Source organism: Marinobacter sp. NFXS11 (assembly GCF_040148675.1).
GTDB lineage: Bacteria > Pseudomonadota > Gammaproteobacteria > Pseudomonadales > Oleiphilaceae > Marinobacter.
The window spans coordinates 99,659-117,273 of record NZ_JAGDDV010000002.1; the positions used below are offsets into that span (position 1 = coordinate 99,659).

Here is a 17,615-nt window from a genome sequence, read left to right on the forward strand (position 1 = left end):
CGAGGCTGGCCGCTTCAGCACTCAGCGATTGGCGAAGTACATGGTGACTTCGAAACCGATGCGGAGATCTTCGTAGGCTGGTTTGGTCCACATAATGCTCACCTCTATTGTCATGATTGTTAGCGCATTGAGGGTGAATCAACGACATTGCCGATAACCCAGTTCCCATCCTATCGGCCGGGGCAAGGGGCCAATATGGTACTTTGGAACTGTTTTGGTGCCTCCCTAGGTCGCAGAAACCAGGAGCAGACAGGCGCCCTGTCCTGAAACGAAAAAAGGCCCTGGGAAGGGCCAAAGAGAGTGACAGAAAAACCCGAACTCCCGTAAGAGAGTCGCCCCGGCCAGACACCGGGGAATGAAGGTGCACATCCGCTGTGCTGACTCACAGGCGGGCCCGTGTGGGAGGCCCGCTTACCGCTCATAGATTCAGAAGAAACCCAGCGGGTTGGTGTCGTAGCTGGTCAGCATGCACTTGGTCTGCTGATAGTGCTCGAGCGCCATCTTGTGGGTTTCACGGCCGACGCCAGACTTCTTGTAACCACCGAAGGCTGCGTGAGCCGGGTAGGCGTGGTAACAGTTCATCCACACCCGACCAGCCTGGATGTTGCGGCCCATTCGGTAGGCAAGGTTGGTGTCGCGGGTCCATACGCCGGCACCCAGACCAAACTCGGTGTCGTTGGCGATGGCCAGGGCCTCTTCCTCGGTCTTGAAGGTGGTAACACCGACGACCGGTCCGAAGATTTCTTCCTGGAACACGCGCATCTTGTTGTCACCCTTGAACAGGGTCGGCTGGATGTAGAAGCCATTGTTGAACTCTTCATCCAGATGCTCGCGGTCGCCGCCAGTCAGCACCACAGCGCCCTCTTCCTTACCAATGGCCAGGTAGGACATGATCTTGTCGAACTGTTCTTTCGACGCCTGGGCACCTACCTGAACATCGGTGTCCAGCGGGTTGCCGCGCTTGATCGACTTGGTGCGCTGAACCACCTTCTGCATAAACTCTTCGAACATGTCTTCCTGAACCAGCGCCCGCGACGGACAGGTGCAGACTTCGCCCTGGTTGAAGAACGCCAGAACCAGACCTTCCACGCACTTGTCGATGAATTCCGGCTCGGCCTTCATCACGTCGGAGAAGTAGATGTTCGGGGATTTACCACCCAGCTCCACTGTGGACGGGATGATGTTTTCAGCCGCGCACTTGAGGATGTGGGAGCCAACCGGGGTGGAGCCGGTGAAGGCAATCTTGGCAATACGCTTGCTGGTGGCCAGGGCCTGGCCGGCCTCGATGCCGTAGCCGTTTACAATGTTCAGCACGCCCGGCGGCAGCAGGTCACCAATGATTTCCATCAGTACCAGGATGCTGGCTGGCGTCTGCTCGGCGGGCTTCAGCACGGTGCAGTTACCCGCAGCCAGACAGGGGCCCAGTTTCCAGGCCGCCATCAGAATCGGGAAGTTCCATGGAATGATCTGGCCAACGACACCCAGCGGCTCATGGAAATGGTACGCCACGGTGTTGTGGTCGATCTCGCCCATATGGCCTTCCTGGGCACGCAGACAACCCGCGAAGTAGCGGAAGTGATCAGCCGCGAGAGGAATGTCGGCGTTCAGGGTTTCGCGCACCGCCTTGCCGTTGTCCCATGTTTCTGCAACTGCGAGCTTCTCGAGGTTGGCTTCGATACGATCCGCAATTTTCAGAAGGATGTTTGAACGCTCGGTGGGCGACGTCTTGCCCCACGCGGGTGCCGCCTTGTGCGCTGCATCCAGAGCCAGATCAATATCTTCGGCACTGGAGCGCGGAATTTCACAGATCACATTGCCAGTGACCGGTGTGATGTTTTCGAAATACTGGCCTTTTACCGGGGCAACCCACTCGCCACCGATGTAGTTCTCGTAACGGGATTTGAAAGAAACGACGGAGCCATCCTTTCCTGGTTGTGCGTAGATCATGATCTCGACCTCTTGTTGTGTTTGTCGCAGGGCAACGCGGCCTTTCGCGTTTACCCATTCAATGTAGACCCCAATTCCCAAGGTTTGAATGATGCGATGGAGGCGAAAAACTCCTCCCTTGGTAGTAGATGGCTTGAAGGCCATGCCATCAGTGGTCTGGCTCTGGAATCAAACTCCGAAAATAAATGCACTGGAAGCGCACTGACCGATGCACAAAAACGGTGCGTCCGCCCAGGCAGGAAGCAGCCCACCCCCACCCCTGAACCTCCGCCGCAATAAAATCAGTGACTTGCCGATTGGCATGGACTCTGCAGTATGTTCAGCACGCAGCGAGACGTCGGTTACTGAAACCACAATCAAAGCGCCACAATCTGACCAATGGTCAACTAGGGTTCCGGTCTGCAACCACAAACGCAGACGACTGGTCCGAGAGTTGACGACCTTTTCCAAGGTTACACGGCGGGACAAAAGCCCGGGAGGATCGCTCAGTTACTGACGCCTCTCGCTTTTTTGGATGCCCTAACCAGGAGGAAAAGGCCATGTTGCAAACCGCAGCCCCCCTCTACGACGATCTGATTCCCGGCGGATCCCACTGGTCCTTTATCGTGCGCCGTGGCCATGTGCTGCGCCTGATTGACGAAACCGGCGGGACCAACGTCGGCATGTTGATGTACAACCCCGAGAACCCGCTCGAGCGTTACAACATGCCGGACACCCTGAAAAACCAGCACACCTTCCTGCTCACCAAAGGCCACGTGCTGCTCTCGGACATGGGCCGGGTGTTTGCCTCCATCATCCGCGATGATCTTGGCTGGCACGATACCGTCGCTGGCACCTGCAATGCCGATCTGGTGGAAAAGCGCTGGGGCAAAAAGACCTATCAGCAAGCTCACAACCATTACCACCGCAACGGCTTCACCAGCTTCCTGAACGAACTGGCTAAATACGGCCTCGGCAAGAAAGACCTGACCGCCAACCTGAACTGGTTCAGCAAAGTAAAAACAGATGACGACGGCAACATGGCCTTCTCCGAGGGTCACTCCCACGCCGGCGCCACCGTCGACCTGCGCTTTGAAATGGACACCATCGTGGTGCTGCACACCTGCCCGCATCCGATGAACCCGGCCAGCGAGTATCCCAGCCATCCGCTGCGGTACCAGTTGTTCAAGGCGGCCCCGGTAACCGATGCCGATCCCTGCAAGACGTCGTCCCCCGAGGCCACCCGGGCCTTCGCCAATAACGCCCTGTACCACCTGTTCCAGTAACGGAGGCCGGAAATGATCAAGCAAAGCGTATTGAAGCCTGAAAACGCCGCCTTCCGTGAAACCGTGCCGGCGGGCGAATATTTCCTGAGAGTGGTGAAAGCCGGCGAGACCGTCCGGATCCTGGATCTGGAAGGCAACCAGGCCGCCGACACCCTGTTCTACAACGCTCACAATCCCACCGAGCGGTACAGCGCCGTCGACACCATCCGCGAGCAGGGCAACGTGTACCTGACCGCCGGCTCCAAACTGATGTCTTCAGAAAACAACGTGATGCTGGAAATCACCGCAGACACCTGCGGCCGTCACGACACCCTGGGCGGTGCCTGTGCGGCGGAGAGCAACACCACGCGTTATGCCCTTGAGAAAAAGTGCATGCACGCCTGCCGGGACAGCTGGCTGGTGGCCGTCACCGAACATGAAGAACTGGGCATGAGCAAACGGGACATCACCCACAACATCAACTTTTTCATGAATGTCCCGGTCACGGCCGACGGCGGACTCACCTTCGCCGACGGGATTTCCGATGCCGGCAAATACGTGGAACTGGAAGCGAAGATGGACGTTCTGGTGATGATCTCCAACTGCCCGCAGCTCAACAATCCGTGCAACGGCTGGAACCCGACACCGATCGAGGTGCTGGTATGGAGCTGAGCGGCAGATTCTCAAAGGTCCTGATCGCCAACCGCGGCGCCATCGCCTGCCGGGTTATTCGCACGTTGCGTGACATGGGGCTGACCTCGGTTGCCGTCTATGCCGAAGCGGATTCCGATTCACTTCACGTACGCCAAGCGGACGAGGCGTATTCCCTGGGAGAGGGCCCGGCAGCGACCACTTACCTGGATCAGGACAAACTGTTCGAGGTAATCCGCAAGAGCGGTGCCGGCGCCATCCACCCCGGCTACGGCTTCCTGAGCGAAAACGCCGATTTTGCCCGACGCTGTGACGCCGAAGGCGTGGTCTTCCTGGGCCCGACACCCGAGCAGATGGAGCAATTCGGTCTCAAGCATACGGCACGGTCACTGGCTGAAAACGCCGGCGTACCACTGCTACCAGGCACCGGCTTGCTGACCAATCTGGAGGAAGCGCTTAAAGCCGCCGACACCATCGGCTACCCGGTGATGCTGAAAAGCACCGCCGGCGGTGGCGGCATTGGCATGTCCCGCTGCTACGGCCCGGACGATCTGGGCAAAAGCTTCGAGTCGGTCCAGCGCCTTAGCCAGAACAACTTCAGCAACAGCGGCGTATTCCTGGAAAAATTCGTGGAACACGCCCGCCATGTCGAAGTACAGCTTTTCGGCGACGGCCAGGGCCAGGTGTTGGCCCTGGGCGAGCGTGACTGCTCGGCCCAGCGTCGCAACCAAAAAGTGATAGAGGAAGCTCCGGCGCCGGGGCTATCCGACGACATCCGCTCCCGCATGCACGCCACAGCCCGTCAGCTGGGTGAAAGCATTGGCTATCGGAGCGCCGGCACAGTGGAATTTATCTACGACCCGGACACTACCCAATTCTACTTCCTGGAAGTGAATACCCGCTTACAGGTGGAGCACGGTGTGACCGAGCAGGTGTATGGCGTGGATCTGGTCCGATGGATGGTGGAACTGGGCGCAGGCACCCTGCCCGACCTGGCAAAACTGGACAGCAACCTTGTGCCTTCCGGCCACGCCATCCAGGCCCGGATCTATGCGGAAGACCCCAACAAGGATTTCCAGCCCGGAGCCGGCCTGCTCACCAACGTGGCCTGGCCCGAGGACGAGGCACTGCGAATCGATACCTGGATTCAGCCGGGCACAGAGGTGTCGCCGCTTTATGATCCCATGCTCGCCAAGTTGATTGTGCATGAGGCCGATCGCGAATCGGCCCGCCAGCGGTTGATGCTGGCACTCGACGACAGCCAGCTCTATGGCATCGAGACCAATCTCAAGTATGTACGCCAGGTACTGGACGACCCGCGCTTTGCCGAGGGCAAACTGTTTACTCGAACCCTCAACGAATTCGATTACCAGCCGGCCACCGTGGATGTGCTCAGTGGCGGCACCCTGACCACCATCCAGGACTACCCCGGGCGCATCGGCTACTGGGAAATTGGCGTACCACCGTCGGGTCCTTTCGACAGTTATTCGTTCCGGCTTGGCAATCGACTGCTGGGCAATCCGGAAGGGGCTCCAGGCCTGGAAATCACCCTTAAGGGGCCGGTGCTCACTTTCAACCGCGCCACCCAGATTGCGCTGACGGGCGCCCAGCTGGACGCCACACTGGATGATCAGCCCGTGGCTTCCTGGCAGGTGATCGACGTGCCCGCCGGCGCTACCCTGAAGCTGGGCGCCACCACGGCGGACGGCGCCCGGGCCTACGTGCTGTTCCGCGGTGGGCTGGACTGCCCCGAGTATCTGACCTCCTGCAGCACCTTTACCCTTGGCCAGTTTGGCGGCCACTGTGGTCGCGCCTTGCGGGCCGGCGATGTGCTGGCCCTGGCGGAGTCTGAGCCAACTGGCCTGACCACTCTCCCTGCCGACCTCAAACCGACCATCGGCAAGACCTGGAAACTGCACGTTACCTATGGGCCTCATGGCGCGCCGGATTATTTTACTGACGAAGACATCGACACCTTCTTCGCCAGCGATTGGGAGATTCACTACAACTCGAGCCGCACCGGCGTACGACTTATTGGCCCGAAGCCGCAGTGGGCGCGCAGTGACGGCGGAGAGGCCGGCATGCATCCGTCCAACATTCACGACAACGCTTACGCCGTGGGCACCGTGGATTTCACCGGCGATATGCCGGTGATTCTCGGTCCCGATGGCCCCAGCCTGGGCGGCTTTGTCTGCCCGGTGACGGTCATCAGCGCTGACCTGTGGAAACTGGGCCAGCTGAAAGCCGGTGACAAGGTCCAATTTGTTCCGGTCAGTCAGGACCAGGCCGTGGCCCTGCGGGAAGCCCTCGACGAGTCCATCGCCACCCTGACCTCAGCGACCGCCCATATCAAACCGATCACGCCAACCTCCCCGATTCTGGCGTCACTCAGTGACGAAGAACACGAAACCGGCATGGTCTATCGGGCCGCCGGCGACAACTACGTGCTGGTGGAATACGGCCCCATGGAGCTGGATATCCGCCTGCGCTTCCGCGCCCACGCGCTGATGCTGTGGCTGCGCGAGCAGAATCACGATGCCATTCTGGAACTGACCCCCGGCATCCGCTCCCTGCAGGTGCATTACGACAGCCAGAAACTGAACCAGCGCACGCTGCTGGATCTGCTGATCGGCGCCGAAAAGGAACTGGAAAAACAGCCCGAGTGGGATGTGCCCGCGCGCATCGTTCATTTGCCCCTGTCCTGGGATGACGAAGCCTGCCAGACCGCCATCGCGAAATACATGCAGTCGGTGCGTAAGGACGCTCCCTGGTGCCCGAGCAACCTGGAGTTCATCCGCCGCATCAACGGACTGGACAGCATCGATGAGGTAAAAAAGACGCTTTTCGAGGCAACCTATCTGGTGATGGGCCTGGGCGACGTCTATCTGGGCGCGCCGGTCGCTACCCCGCTGGATCCCCGGCACCGGCTGGTGACCACCAAATACAACCCGGCCCGCACCTGGACCGCGGAAAATTCCGTAGGCATCGGCGGCGCCTACCTGTGCATCTACGGCATGGAAGGCCCGGGCGGCTACCAGTTTGTTGGTCGCACCCTGCAGATGTGGAACCGCTACCGCACGACCGACCTGTTCGAGGCTGGCAAGCCCTGGCTGCTCCGGTTCTTTGACCAGGTGCGCTTCTACGAGGTCAGTGCCGAAGAACTGCAGCAGATCCGGCGGGACTTTCCCAACGGCGACTACCCGATAAAGGTCGAGGAAACCCGCTTCAACCTGAAGGACTACGAGCAGTTTCTGGAAAACAACGACGACGAAATCCAGACCTTCACAGCCAAGCGCAAGCAAGCCTTCGACGAGGAGCTGCAGCGCTGGATCGAGTCTGGCCAGATCAACTTCAGCTCCGAGGCGCCCATTGAGGAGACCGGCGAGGATGACATTGCCAACCTGCCGGCAGGCCAGCACGCGGTGGAAAGCCACGTAGCCGGCAACCTCTGGGAGTGCCTGGTCAAGCCAGGCGACACCATCGATGCCCAGCGGCCGGTGGCGGTCATTGAATCCATGAAGATGGAAATCGAATTACTGAGCCCCGTAACCGGACGCGTGGTGGACGTGCGTCGGGAAGCGGGACAGGCGGTCTCGCCCGGAACGCCGGTCGTGATTGTCGAAGAGATTACCGAGTAATGCCAGCAACCCCAAAAAAACTGAAGAAAGACCAAACCTGAAAACACGGGCAAGGCCCGAGGAGAGACACCATGAATACACGCGACATCACCAAACGTCTGGCGGCCGGTCTGTTCACGGCCTCCCTGTCTATGGGTGCAATGGCCCAGGAAAAGGACTCCTTCAGCATCGCCTGGACCATCTATGCCGGCTGGGTGCCCTGGCAGTATGCCGAGGACTACGGAATCATGAAAAAGTGGGCGGACAAGTACGATATCGAGGTGGATATCGTGCAGGTGAACGACTACATCGAGTCCATCAACCAGTACACCGCCGGCCAGTTTGACGGCGTGGTAGCCACCAGCATGGATGGCCTGTCGATTCCGGCCGCCTCCGGCGTGGACACGACTGCGCTTATCGTGGGCGACTACTCCAATGGTAACGACGGCCTCGTATCCAAAGATGCCAAGACCATCGAAGAGCTGGAGGGTGAAACCGTTCACCTGGTTGAGCTCTCCGTATCGCACTACCTGCTGGCACGGGCACTGGCAAGCGTCGGTCTCGAAGAGCGTGATCTGAGCGTGGTGAACATTTCCGATGCCGATCTGGTTTCCGCGTTCCAGACCGACGATGTCCGCCACGTGGCTACCTGGAATCCGCTGCTGGCGGAAGTGGAAGCCTACCCGGGCGCGACCAAACTGTTCGATTCCAGCCAGATTCCGGGTCATATCAAGGATCTGACGCTGGTGAACACGGAAACCCTGGCCGACAACCCGAAGCTGGGCAAGGCGCTTGTGGGTGCCTGGTACGAAACCATGAGCATCCTCGCCTCCGATAGTAAAGAAGGTCAGGAAGCGCGAGCATTTCTCGGCGAGCTCTCCGGCACCGACCAGGCCGGTTATGAGGCTCAACTGGCCGGTATGAAGATGTTCTGGGAACCGCAGATGTCAGTGGATTTCATTAACAGCAATGAAGCCCTGGAGGCCATGGACAGCGTTCGCCAGTTCTCTTTCGAGAAGGGGCTGCTTGGGCAAGGTGCGATGAGCCCGGACTTTGTGGGCATCGAATTCCCGGATGGGTCAATCATGGGCGACACCGGAAATGTGAAGCTTCGGTTTAACGACAGCCACATGCAGATGGCGGCAGACGGGGAGATCTGAGCAATTTTCCTCTAAAACTCTGCTAGGATCGGGCACGATTAATCGTGCCCTTTTTTTGTGGGCTTCGGAGCATGGGTGTGGGCTGATGGCTTCTCCAAAACACGCTCCTTCGGCCCATCCCTGGGGCGCTTGGGCTCCGCCATCCATGGCTCCGCACAGTTTTGGAGAAGCCATCAGCCCACCCCCCCATACCCTCAGTGAAGCGTTGAGAAAAAGACCTATGCGCCGTACCAAGGAAGATGCCGAAAAGACACGCCAAACGGTCCTGGAAGCTGCTCTGAAGCTCTTCAGCCGGGACGGTTACTCACTGACAACCTTGAGCCGTATCGCCAAAGAAGCGGGCTGCAGCCGGGGGCCGATCTACTGGCATTTCGAGAACAAGGATGATCTTTACGAGGCCGTACTCGCCTATTCTCAGGAACCCCTGGACGCCCTGGTTGCGGAGTGTTCAGGCATGCGGGAAACGCCAATTGAGGCCATGGATCATTTCATCGAGCGCTGGCTGGGCCTGCTGGCCAATGATCGTAAATATCGCCAGTCGTTCGAGATTCTGCTGAACAAGACCGAGCTGACCGATGCCATGAGCCGGACTCTGAAGCGGGAGCGCGCGTTGACCAAGTCGATTATTACGATGTTCCGGGATCTGGTGGGCCAGGCCGCTGAGCGGGGTCTGATCAGTACGCAGGAAGATCCTGAGGAGCTGGGGCTGCTGAGTTACACCTATCTGATGGGGATTACCCAGACATGGCTGTTTGCGCCGAAGCTGTTTTCACTGAAACAGGAGACGGCGTTTTTCCGGCGACAGTTCTGGGTGTTACTCGGCCGAAGCTGAGCGTTCCTTTTCGAGCAACTGCTGCTTTCGGTCGAGCCCCCAGCGGTAACCGCCCAGGGAGCCGTCACTGCGCAAGACACGGTGGCAGGGAATCAGCACGGCGATGCGGTTTCGCCCGCAAGCGGAGGCCACCGCCCGAACGGCTCTGGGCTCACCCAGTCGCTTTGCCAACTCTGTGTAACTCACCACCTCACCTTCGCGGACGCTCAGCAGGAGTTTCCAGACGCGTGTCTGGAACGCGGTGCCGCGGATATCAAGAGGCACATCCGGGCGAGGCGTGTTCTGGCTGAGGTGTTCGTCCAGAGCGGCAATCCAGGCATCCAGATCCGGCGATGCCTTTGCCTCAGATGGAACCAGTCGGGCCTTCGGAAACTCTCTCTGCAATTGTTCCTGAAGCGCCGCTTCGTCATCCCCGAATTCGGCAAAACACACACCCTGATCGGTGGCGGCCATCATCAACAGGCCGAGTGCGGTCTGCCGGCAGGCATAGGTAATGGTTTCACCTTCCCCACCCTTGCCGTAGCGTGACGGAGGCATCCCGACCTGTCGATCGGCTTTGCCATAGACCCGACTGACCGAACCAAAGCCGGCCTCGTAGATTGCATCGGTCACGGTCTGACCCTTTCTTAGACCCTTCTTGTAATGGGCCAGGCGCAGTGCGTCCTGATAAGCCTTTGGTGAGACACCGAAAGCTTCCTTGAACACCCGCTGTACGCGGGATGGCGATAACCCAACGACAGCGCCGAGGTCAGCAAGGCTCAACGCTTCATCTGGCCTGCTCTCGATGAATCTGGCCAGTGCGACCATTCGATCAGCAACAGGGATGGATGATTCCGCCTCACTATCTCTATCATCAAGCATCGGGGTTCGGGAACTTGCCATGCTTTGGCTCCTTGGTGTTCACATGACCAATCGTTCCTATGATGCGCGTTTGCCTCGCCCCCTTCCATCCGATTCTTGCGGGCGCTACATTGGCCGTCAATCAACAACAAAACCAAGAGATTCCGCGAGGCCAATACCATGTCTGAACAAATGGCAATTCCATCAAAGAAAGGCGAAGTCAGTGAGGATGAGTGGCAGCTGCGCGTTGATCTTGCCGCCGCCTACCGCCTGATCGCCCTCTACGGCTGGGACGATCTGATCTTCACACATATTTCCCTGCGGATCCCCGGTGACGAGCACCATTTCCTGATCAATCCCTACGGCATGATGTTCGAGGAAATCACGGCCTCCAGCCTGGTACGCATCGACCAGGAAGGGAACAAGGTCAACCCTGACGATTTCGACATCAACCCGGCCGGGTTCACCATCCACAGTGCCATCCATGCGATTCGTGAGGATGCCGCCTGCGTAATGCATACCCACACCACCGCTGGTGTAGCCGTGTCAGCGCAGAAGGAAGGACTGCTGCCGTTGTCCCAGCAGAGCCTGTTCCCGCTCTCGGGTCTTGCCTACCACGACTACGAAGGCGTGGCTCTGAGGGAAGACGAAAAAGCGCGCCTGCAGGCGGATCTGGGCCACGCCCGTTTCATGATCCTGCGCAACCACGGCCTGCTGACCACCGGGCCCAGCGTCGCCGAAGCCTTTCTGGGAATGTACATCCTCCAGCGTGCCTGCGAAGTCCAGATCCAGGCCATGTCCGGGGGCCAGCCGCTGGTGCAGATTCCGGACAGCATTCTCAGTTCGATCCGTGAACAGGCCAGGCAGGTCACCAGGGGTATGGGCGGCAACCTCGCCTGGCCGGGAATGCTACGCAAACTGGATCGCATTGATCCCGGCTTCCGGAGTTAAAGCCAACCGAGCTATCAGAACATCTTCAGGTAACGATCCACTTCCCAGGAAGATACGTGGTTCTGATAGCTCTCCCACTCGCCTTTCTTGAAGTCGATGAAGCTGTTGAACATGGCGTCACCGAAGACTTCTTTCGCCAGCGGATCGGCCTCAAAGGCCTCCACGGCCTCGCCCAGGTTCCGGGGCAGATACTCGATGCCCTGCTCGGCGATTTCAGCATCGCTGTAGTTGTACATGTTCTCGTGGTGGGGTGCGCCCGCGTCCAGACCTTCACGGATGCCTTCCAGGCCCGCGGCCAGTATCAGGGCACTGCCAAGGTACGGATTGCAGGCAATGTCTGCGGCACGGCATTCGATGCGCCCGCCCATGCCGGGGATCCGGATCATATTCGTGCGGTTGTTGGAGCCATAACACATGAATACCGGTGCCCAGGTGGAACCGGACATGCTGCCCTGGCGAACGAGCCGTTTGTAGCTGTTGACTGTCGGCGCAATCACGGCACTGATGGCGGCGCCGTGTTTCAGCACACCTGCGGTGAAGTGATAGGCGATCTTGCTGATGCCGCAGTTGTGCAGATCGTCGCCCTTGGGCTCGAACAGGTTTTCGCCGGTTTTCAGATTCGCCAGCGACATGTTGTAGTGGGCGCCACTGCCGGTGCGGTCGGCAAAGGGCTTGGGCATGAAGCTGGCGAAAGCGCCATGTTTGCGGGCAATCTCATTGGCCATCATCCGGAAGAACACCAGGCGGTCGGACATGGTCAGTGCGTCGGCGTATTTGAAGTCGGTTTCGAACTGGCCGTTGGCGTCTTCGTGATCAAACGAGTACACATCCCAGCCCAGCTCGTTCATGGCGTCTACCAGCTCATCCATGATGGGCAGGTTATCCATAAGCGTGCGGGGGTCGTAACAGGGCTTGCCCAGGTTGTCGCGATCACTCAGCGGGGCAAAGCCGCCATCCTCGGTATCCCGGAACAGGAAGAACTCGGTTTCAATACCGAGATTGAAGCGATATCCCATATCCGCCGCCGCACTCAGCTGACGCCGTAGAATATTCCGGGAACAGGCTTCGAAAGGCGCGCCGTTCAGGAACAGATTGCCCGGAAACCAGGCCAGCTGGCGATTCCAGGGGCAGATAGCCAGCCCATCGGCATCCGGCATGGAGGCTACCTCGTCGTCGGAGATATCCTGGGGCACGCCATCCAGGGCGGCGCCTGTGTAAAGCTCCGAGCCTTCCATCATTTGCCCCAGGTGAGCCACGGGCACGAACTTGCCTTTGGTCACACCGTGGATGTCCACGTAGCTGGCAATGGCGTATTTCACACCTTCCTCTGTGAGCTTCTCTTTCAGGGCCTGGGTGTTAGTCAATTCCGTCATCCTGTTTTTCTCCGGCCCGTCATGCGGGCAATCAGTTTGGGTTCTGGCACGTTTCTTTCTTTGTATTTGCCATTCAACATACATGCCAGCGTGTATATATAAGAGCGAAGGCGAGAGACTTCAGGCAAACAGTCAGCCTGAAAGAGAGGGGAAAATGGCGTCGAAGCAATGGCTTGTAGAGGATTACGAAGCGGGTGACCTGCCTCTGACTTCCGGCGAAACGTTGCACTCCGCGAAATTGCGGTACCACCGCATCGGCGAGCTGAACGCACCAAAAGACAACCTTATTATGCTGCCCACGTACTACGGTGGTGCAGCGGCGGGTAATTACCCCTGGGTTGGAGGCAACAGCCCCCTCGATCCGGACCGTTACTGCATCGTTATTCCCGCTTTGATAGGCGCAGGCGAATCATCCTCACCCTCGAACACCGCCGGAGCACAGGGCGGCCCGGGCTTTCCTGCCGTGTCCCTGTGTGACAACGTGATGCTACAAAAGCGGTTGGTGGAGGACATCTTCGGAGACGCCCGGATCGCGCTGGTGATGGGCTGGTCCATGGGCGGGATGCAGGCACTGCAGTGGGGCTGTTTGTTTCCGACGCAGGTGCGCGCGGTGCTGGCCACCTGCTGCACCGCACGGTGCTATCCCCACAACCGGGTATTTCTTGAGGGCGTAAAGGCGGCACTGACCTGTGACCACGCCTTCGAGAATGGCCGCTACCGAACTCCACCCGAACGCGGACTCCGGGCCTTCGGCCGGGTTTATGCGGGCTGGGCTTATTCCCAGGCGTTTTTCCGTCACGAGCTCTGGCGCGAACAGGGTTTTGGCTCCATTGAAGAGCTGCTGCGATTCTGGGAGCAGGATCATCTGGGCCAGGACGCCAATGATCTGCTCACCGTATTGAACACCTGGCAGAACGGCGATATCAGCGACAACCCCGTATTTGGCATGGATTACGAAGCGGCGCTCTCTGCCATTGCCATGCCTACCCGAATGATGCCCGGCAGCACCGATCTCTACTTTACCGAAGAGGACGCCAGTGAGGATGGCCGCCGGATGCCCGGCGCAACCGTGGAATCGCTGGAATCGGACTGGGGCCACGTAGCCGGTGGTGCGGGCCGGGATGCTGCAAGCCACAATCGCACCCTTGCGGCCGCCCGCGCTTTGCTCTCGGGAAAGGCGTCATGATCGAGCACCCGAACCTATGCCGCACCAACCCGGTGCATATTTTTGCCGATGCTTTTGCCGGGATGACCCGTTTTCGCCCGCTCTTCGGATCTGGCATGCCATCTGCACTGTTTCCGACTGACGGTTTTCAAAACCCCGATCCGTTTACAGCACTGTTCACAACACCGCAGACAGAGCGGCGAACACAACGGACACAATGGGTGACTAGGGTTCCGGTCCGGGCAGGCATGATTCCCGGATGGCTGGTCCGAGAGTTACCGACCTCTGGGGAGGTTACACGGCGGGACAAAAGCCCGGGAGACTGAATCGCAAGGGACGCTGTTACCCGCGATGACCTTGCCGTGTTGTGTAACCAGAGGAGACGATTCATGCGAATGATCAACCATCACCCCGGGCGCGTTTCAGCCACCCTGCTGGGCCTGCTGCCCTTCCTGTTGATCATGCTTGTATACAGCCTGGCCTCCCAGGAGCGCCTGGCAGAAAACCCCAACGACAAACTTCTTCCAGGTCTGGAGCAGATGACCGCCGCCGTGGATCGCATGGCTTTTCAGGAGGACCGCCGCAGCGGCGACTACCTGATGTGGCAGGACACCACTGCCAGCCTGGCACGCCTCGGCATGGGCGTTGGCATCGCCGCGTCGCTGGCGCTGGTGGTGGGTATTCTCAATGGGGTGCTGCCACTGGTCAGGGCCAACCTGGCGCCTCTGGTCTCCGCGCTCTCCATGGTGCCGCCGCTGGCCATACTACCCATCCTCTTCATCGTATTCGGGCTGGGTGAGCTTTCCAAAGTCATGCTGATCGTGATCGGCACTGCGCCCATCATGATGCGGGATGTGGCCCAGCGGGTCCGCGAACTTCCCGGCGAGCAACTGATCAAGATCCAGACCCTGGGCGCGAATTCCTGGCAGGTAATCACCCGCATGGCCCTGCCCCAGGTGCTGCCCCGCCTGATCGACGCCGTGCGCCTGAGCCTTGGCCCCGCCTGGCTGTTCCTGATTGCTGCCGAGGCGATTGCCTCCACCGAAGGCCTCGGCTACCGGATCTTCCTGGTGCGGCGCTACCTGGCCATGGACGTGATCCTGCCCTATGTCATCTGGATCACCATTCTCGCCATTGTTATCGACCAGTGCCTGCGTCTGGCGAACCGCAGGCTGTTTCCCTGGTACAACGCAGGAGGCCACTGATGAGCTTTATTACGGTTAACAATCTCTGGAAGGAATACGGCGATCAGGTGATCCTGGAGAACCTGAACCTGAGCGTGAAACAGGGCGAGTTCTGCACCCTCGTGGGCGCCTCCGGTTGCGGCAAGTCCACCTTCCTGAAAATGCTTTTGGGCCAGGAAACCCAGACCCGCGGCGAACTGCTACTGGAGGGAGAGGCCTTCCCCGGCGAGCCGGACCGGAACCGGGGTATCGTATTCCAGCGCTACTCGGTGTTCCCACACCTGACGGTGCGCCAGAACGTGCTAATGGGCCTGGAACTGGAACAGAAACCCTGGCTGGGCAAGCTGTTCGGCGGCGCCCGCAAGGTAGCCCTCGAGAAAGTGGATGCCATGCTGGAGTCGGTGGGCCTGAGCCCATCGGCCAACAAATGGCCCCATGAACTTTCCGGCGGCATGCAGCAGCGGCTGGCCATTGCCCAGTCACTGATCATGCGCCCACGGGTTCTGCTGCTGGATGAGCCCTTCGGCGCATTGGACCCGGGTATTCGCGGTGACATGCACGACCTGCTGCTGAAACTCTGGCAGGAAACCGGCACCACCATTTTCATGGTGACCCACGATCTGAAGGAGGGTTTTTACCTGGGCACCCGACTGCTGGTGTTCGACAAGGTGCGCAATGATCCCCATGACCCACAGGCATTCGGTGCCACCATCACCTACGACTTGCCGATCGGGCAAACGGATCGAAAACTGTTCGAAGACATTCACCAGTCGGTCAGCGAGACAGCCCGTAATCAGGCCGCCTGATCTAACGGACAGCTCAATAAAAAAGGTCGCCCTAGGGCGACCTTTTTTTCACTTTCGCTTGGATCAGTTGCTGGCAACCCGATCCTTCGGCAGCTTGAAGGTCCAGACCATACCGCCCTGGTTGAAGTCCTTCACTACCTTGGCCACTTCGCCACCCCAGAGCGGAACTGCGCCGCCCCAGCCGGACGCCACAGAGACGTACTGCTCGCCGTCCATGGTCCAGGTAATGGGCGTGCCCACCACACCGGAACCGGTGTTGAAGCGATACAGCTCTTCGCCGGTCTTGGCATCAAACGCCTTCAGGTGACCCTCGGGAGTACCGGTGAATACCAGGCCACCAGCCGTTGTCATCACGCCACCCCACAGCGGTGCGGTGTTCTCGTAGCGCCAGACTTCCTCACCGGTTTTCGGATCCATGGCCCGAAGTACGCCGATGTAGTCATCGTTGGCCGGCTTGATGGTGAAACCTGCACCCAGGAACGCAGCACCCTTTTTGTAGGAAACAGGCTCGTTCCAGATATCCATGGACCACTCATTCGAGGGAACATAGAACAGACCGGTCTGCTGGCTGAAGGCCATAGGCATCCAGTTTTTGCCACCCAGGAAAGCCGGCTGTGCAAGAACGGTTTCACCTTTGCTGCCGTCCATATCAGCAGGGTTGCCGGGACGACCGCCGTCGGCATAGATCGGACGACCAGTGTCAGGATCCAGACCCTCAGCCCAGGTGATCTTGTCCACGAACGGGAAGCCACGGATGAAGTCGCCATTCTCACGGTTCAGAACATAGAAGAAACCGTTACGGTCGGCCGTGGCCGCCGCTTTGACGGTTTTGCCGTTTTCTTCGTAGTCGAAGGAGATCAGCTCGTTGACACCGTCATAATCCCAGCCATCGTTCGGAGTGGTCTGGAAGTGCCATTTAATGCTGCCATCGTCCGGGTCGATCGCCAGGCGGCTTGAAGAGAACAGGTTGTCGCCGGGGCGCAGGTGCGAGTTCCAGGGCGCCGGGTTACCGGTGCCAAAGAACAGGGAGTCGGTGTCCGGATCGTAGGTACCGCCCAGCCAGGTAGCCGCGCCGCCGTTCTTCCACATTTCGCCGGGCCAGGTCACGCCTGCCTTGCCACCGGAAATGCCATTTTCGATCTTTTTGCCGTCCTTGTAGACATAGCCCATATGGCCTTCTACCGTCGGACGGGTCCATACCAGATCACCGGTATTGGCATCGTAGGCTTCCACCTTGCCGACAATACCGAATTCACCACCGGAAACACCGGTAATGACCTTGCCCTTGATGACCATGGGCGCGGCGGTGATTGCATAACCGGCCTGGTAATCGGCCACCTTCTTGATCCACATCGGCTTACCGGTGTCCTTGTTCAGGGCAACCAGTTTGGCGTCCAGGGTACCGAAGATCACCTTGTCGCCGTAGATGGCGGCACCGCGGTTAACCACGTCACAGCAGGGCATGATGCCATCGGGCAGACGGGCATCGTACTGCCAGATTTCTTCGCCGGTTCTGGCATCGATGGCATAGATTCGGGAGTAGGAGGCGGTCACGTACATGACGCCGTCCTTGATCAGTGGCTGGGATTCCTGGCCGCGCATTTTTTCGCTGCCGAAGGAGAAAGCCCAGGCCGGCTGCAGATACTGAACGTTGCTGGTGTTCAGGTCTTCCAGAATGCTGTAGCGCTGTCCCTGGGTACCCATGCCATAGCTGACAATGTCTTCAGGGGTCTTGTGATCGTTGATGATGTCTTCGTCGGTTACCGCATGGGCCCCGTAGGAAACTGCCATGGCCAGGGCGCTGGCCGCAATGCGAATCCCGAACTTGTTGGTTCTCATGGTTGC

At 59.2% G+C, this 17,615-nt stretch carries 14 protein-coding genes and 2 riboswitches; of the genes, 9 read left to right on the plus strand and 5 right to left on the minus strand.

Annotation, left to right across the window (positions count from 1 at the left end):
* Window positions 1-21: 21 nt before the first annotated feature.
* Entirely contained in the window at window positions 22-93 is a 72-nt protein-coding gene (pqqA, locus tag J3362_RS09580) for a pyrroloquinoline quinone precursor peptide PqqA (protein WP_007153157.1), read from the minus strand.
* 333 nt (window positions 94-426) lie between these two features.
* Window positions 427-1,947, minus strand: coding sequence for an acetaldehyde dehydrogenase ExaC (gene exaC / locus J3362_RS09585; RefSeq protein ID WP_041646366.1), 1,521 nt, complete (start codon window positions 1,945-1,947; stop codon window positions 427-429).
* Window positions 1,948-2,322: 375 nt separating this feature from the next.
* Window positions 2,323-2,428, plus strand: a riboswitch (guanidine-I (ykkC/yxkD leader).
* Between the two features lie 58 nt (window positions 2,429-2,486).
* On the opposite strand from exaC, the gene J3362_RS09590 reads away from it, so the two are divergent.
* The 5 genes from J3362_RS09590 to J3362_RS09610 all read left to right on the plus strand — a co-directional run bounded on the left by J3362_RS09590 (window position 2,487) and on the right by J3362_RS09610 (window position 9,451).
* Window positions 2,487-3,212, plus strand: coding sequence for an urea amidolyase associated protein UAAP1 (locus tag J3362_RS09590; RefSeq protein ID WP_349519352.1), 726 nt, complete (start codon window positions 2,487-2,489; stop codon window positions 3,210-3,212).
* A gap of 12 nt (window positions 3,213-3,224) precedes the next feature.
* Window positions 3,225-3,863, plus strand: coding sequence for an urea amidolyase associated protein UAAP2 (locus tag J3362_RS09595; protein WP_349519353.1), 639 nt, complete (start codon window positions 3,225-3,227; stop codon window positions 3,861-3,863).
* Window positions 3,854-7,480: an urea carboxylase gene (uca, locus tag J3362_RS09600; RefSeq protein WP_349519354.1), complete on the plus strand. Its 3,627-nt coding sequence runs from the start codon at window positions 3,854-3,856 to the stop codon at window positions 7,478-7,480. Before J3362_RS09595 ends, uca begins: the two co-directional genes overlap by 10 nt.
* 71 nt (window positions 7,481-7,551) lie before the next feature.
* Window positions 7,552-8,619 carry a putative urea ABC transporter substrate-binding protein gene (locus J3362_RS09605; RefSeq protein ID WP_349519355.1) on the plus strand — a complete coding sequence of 356 codons (1,068 nt, stop codon included), beginning with the start codon at window positions 7,552-7,554 and terminating at the stop codon, window positions 8,617-8,619.
* Window positions 8,620-8,839: 220 nt separating this feature from the next.
* Window positions 8,840-9,451 (plus strand): TetR family transcriptional regulator, encoded by a 612-nt coding sequence (locus J3362_RS09610; protein ID WP_349519356.1) that lies wholly within the window; start codon window positions 8,840-8,842, stop codon window positions 9,449-9,451.
* Here the strand turns inward: J3362_RS09610 and J3362_RS09615 are convergent.
* On the minus strand, window positions 9,434-10,333 hold the full coding sequence (locus tag J3362_RS09615; protein ID WP_349519357.1) for a bifunctional transcriptional activator/DNA repair enzyme AdaA: 900 nt from the start codon (window positions 10,331-10,333) through the stop codon (window positions 9,434-9,436). The genes J3362_RS09610 and J3362_RS09615 overlap by 18 nt on opposite strands.
* 138 nt (window positions 10,334-10,471) lie before the next feature.
* Between J3362_RS09615 and J3362_RS09620 the strand changes: the two genes are divergently transcribed.
* Entirely contained in the window at window positions 10,472-11,242 is a 771-nt protein-coding gene (locus tag J3362_RS09620) for a class II aldolase/adducin family protein (RefSeq protein WP_349519358.1), read from the plus strand.
* A 14-nt stretch (window positions 11,243-11,256) separates the two neighbouring features.
* Here the strand turns inward: J3362_RS09620 and glnT are convergent, their stop codons facing one another.
* Window positions 11,257-12,615, minus strand: a complete 1,359-nt coding sequence (glnT, locus tag J3362_RS09625; RefSeq protein WP_349519359.1) for a type III glutamate--ammonia ligase — start codon at window positions 12,613-12,615, stop codon at window positions 11,257-11,259.
* 154 nt (window positions 12,616-12,769) lie between these two features.
* Here glnT and J3362_RS09630 point away from each other — a divergent pair, with 154 nt between their 5' ends.
* From J3362_RS09630 to J3362_RS09640, 3 genes are all read left to right on the plus strand, one after another.
* Window positions 12,770-13,801: an alpha/beta fold hydrolase gene (locus J3362_RS09630; RefSeq protein WP_349519360.1), complete on the plus strand. Its 1,032-nt coding sequence runs from the start codon at window positions 12,770-12,772 to the stop codon at window positions 13,799-13,801.
* A gap of 193 nt (window positions 13,802-13,994) precedes the next feature.
* A riboswitch (guanidine-I (ykkC/yxkD leader) is annotated at window positions 13,995-14,103 on the plus strand.
* 66 nt (window positions 14,104-14,169) lie between these two features.
* Entirely contained in the window at window positions 14,170-14,985 is an 816-nt protein-coding gene (locus tag J3362_RS09635; protein ID WP_349519361.1) for an ABC transporter permease, read from the plus strand.
* Window positions 14,985-15,770: an ABC transporter ATP-binding protein gene (locus J3362_RS09640; protein ID WP_014578369.1), complete on the plus strand. Its 786-nt coding sequence runs from the start codon at window positions 14,985-14,987 to the stop codon at window positions 15,768-15,770. Before J3362_RS09635 ends, J3362_RS09640 begins: the two co-directional genes overlap by 1 nt.
* Window positions 15,771-15,833: 63 nt before the next feature.
* On the opposite strand, the gene J3362_RS09645 is transcribed toward J3362_RS09640, so the two are convergent.
* Window positions 15,834-17,609 carry a PQQ-dependent methanol/ethanol family dehydrogenase gene (locus J3362_RS09645; RefSeq protein ID WP_349519362.1) on the minus strand — a complete coding sequence of 592 codons (1,776 nt, stop codon included), beginning with the start codon at window positions 17,607-17,609 and terminating at the stop codon, window positions 15,834-15,836.
* Between the last annotated feature and the right edge of the window lie 6 nt (window positions 17,610-17,615).

What these genes read in the sequence shown, in the direction of transcription:
- exaC (WP_041646366.1), bottom strand. Translation starts at nt 1,947, where the DNA reads ATGATCTACGCACAACCAGGAAAGGATGGCTCCGTCGTTTCTTTCAAA.
- J3362_RS09590 (WP_349519352.1), top strand. Translation starts at nt 2,487, where the DNA reads ATGTTGCAAACCGCAGCCCCCCTCTACGACGATCTGATTCCCGGCGGA.
- J3362_RS09595 (WP_349519353.1), top strand. Translation starts at nt 3,225, where the DNA reads ATGATCAAGCAAAGCGTATTGAAGCCTGAAAACGCCGCCTTCCGTGAA.
- uca (WP_349519354.1), top strand. Translation starts at nt 3,854, where the DNA reads ATGGAGCTGAGCGGCAGATTCTCAAAGGTCCTGATCGCCAACCGCGGC.
- J3362_RS09605 (WP_349519355.1), top strand. Translation starts at nt 7,552, where the DNA reads ATGAATACACGCGACATCACCAAACGTCTGGCGGCCGGTCTGTTCACG.
- J3362_RS09610 (WP_349519356.1), top strand. Translation starts at nt 8,840, where the DNA reads ATGCGCCGTACCAAGGAAGATGCCGAAAAGACACGCCAAACGGTCCTG.
- J3362_RS09615 (WP_349519357.1), bottom strand. Translation starts at nt 10,333, where the DNA reads ATGGCAAGTTCCCGAACCCCGATGCTTGATGATAGAGATAGTGAGGCG.
- J3362_RS09620 (WP_349519358.1), top strand. Translation starts at nt 10,472, where the DNA reads ATGTCTGAACAAATGGCAATTCCATCAAAGAAAGGCGAAGTCAGTGAG.
- glnT (WP_349519359.1), bottom strand. Translation starts at nt 12,615, where the DNA reads ATGACGGAATTGACTAACACCCAGGCCCTGAAAGAGAAGCTCACAGAG.
- J3362_RS09630 (WP_349519360.1), top strand. Translation starts at nt 12,770, where the DNA reads ATGGCGTCGAAGCAATGGCTTGTAGAGGATTACGAAGCGGGTGACCTG.
- J3362_RS09635 (WP_349519361.1), top strand. Translation starts at nt 14,170, where the DNA reads ATGCGAATGATCAACCATCACCCCGGGCGCGTTTCAGCCACCCTGCTG.
- J3362_RS09640 (WP_014578369.1), top strand. Translation starts at nt 14,985, where the DNA reads ATGAGCTTTATTACGGTTAACAATCTCTGGAAGGAATACGGCGATCAG.
- J3362_RS09645 (WP_349519362.1), bottom strand. Translation starts at nt 17,609, where the DNA reads ATGAGAACCAACAAGTTCGGGATTCGCATTGCGGCCAGCGCCCTGGCC.